Origin of the sequence: Kamptonema sp. UHCC 0994 (genome assembly GCF_029167235.1) — a bacterium.
In the GTDB taxonomy this organism is placed as follows: Bacteria; Cyanobacteriota; Cyanobacteriia; order Cyanobacteriales; family Microcoleaceae; genus Kamptonema.
Genome location: NZ_JARFTR010000155.1, coordinates 1 through 1,161, shown reverse-complemented (window position 1 = coordinate 1,161; position 1,161 = coordinate 1). Strand labels below are relative to the sequence as shown.

1 protein-coding gene is annotated in these 1,161 nt (G+C 48.2%); it reads right to left on the bottom strand.

The genetic code is table 11. From position 1 onward, the window contains the following. Positions 1-7: 7 nt before the first annotated feature. Positions 8-1,090: a photosystem II q(b) protein gene (gene psbA, locus PY364_RS14340; RefSeq protein ID WP_275523452.1), complete on the bottom strand. Its 1,083-nt coding sequence runs from the start codon at positions 1,088-1,090 to the stop codon at positions 8-10. Between the last annotated feature and the right edge of the window lie 71 nt (positions 1,091-1,161).

The window sequence follows — 1,161 nt, the reverse complement described above, 5'->3', positions numbered from 1 at the left end:
CTAAAACCTAGCCATTGATAGCAGGAGCAACCAAAGCCACTGGGGTAGACTCACCAGCAGCCAAGTCGAGAGGGAAGTTGTGAGCATTACGCTCGTGCATTACTTCCATACCCAAGTTAGCCCGGTTAATCACATCCGCCCAAGTATTCACAACACGACCTTGTGAGTCGATAATTGATTGGTTGAAGTTGAAACCATTCAAGTTGAAGGCCATCGTCGAAATACCCAAAGAGGTAAACCAGATACCCACAACTGGCCATGCACCTAAGAAGAAGTGCAGAGAACGGCTATTGTTAAATGAAGCGTATTGGAAAATCAAACGACCGAAGTAGCCGTGAGCTGCAACGATATTGTAAGTTTCTTCCTCTTGACCGAACTTGTAACCGTAGTTTTGAGATTCAGTCTCAGTGGTTTCACGCACCAAAGAAGAAGTCACCAACGAACCGTGCATTGCAGAGAACAAGGAACCACCGAATACACCTGCCACACCTAACATATGGAAGGGGTGCATCAAGATATTGTGCTCAGCTTGGAACACGATCATGAAGTTGAATGTACCGGAGATACCCAAAGGCATACCATCGGAGAAAGAACCTTGACCAATTGGGTAGATCAAGAATACTGCGGTGGCTGCTGCTACTGGAGCAGAGTAAGCTACGCAGATCCAAGGACGCATACCTAAGCGGTAAGATAATTCCCATTCGCGACCCATGTAGCAGAATACGCCAATCAGGAAGTGGAAAATCACTAACTGGTAGGGGCCGCCATTGTAGAGCCACTCATCGAGTGATGCTGCTTCCCAAATTGGGTAGAAGTGCAGACCAATCGCGTTAGAAGAAGGAACAACAGCACCGGTGATGATGTTGTTTCCGTACATCAAGGAACCTGCAACGGGCTCGCGAATACCGTCGATGTCAACGGGAGGAGCGGCGATGAAGGCGATGACGTAGCAGATGGTGGCGGTTAAGAGGGTGGGGATCATCAGAACGCCGAACCAACCGATGTAAATCCGGTTGTCGGTGGATGTTACCCACTCGCAGAAGCGCTCCCAGACGTTAGCGCTTTCGCGCTGTTGTAAGGTAGTTGTCATGTGCTTATGATTGCTTTATGTATTTTTCAAGGTTCGGGGCGGTTTTGTGTTCCGCCATGTAAATAAGATTA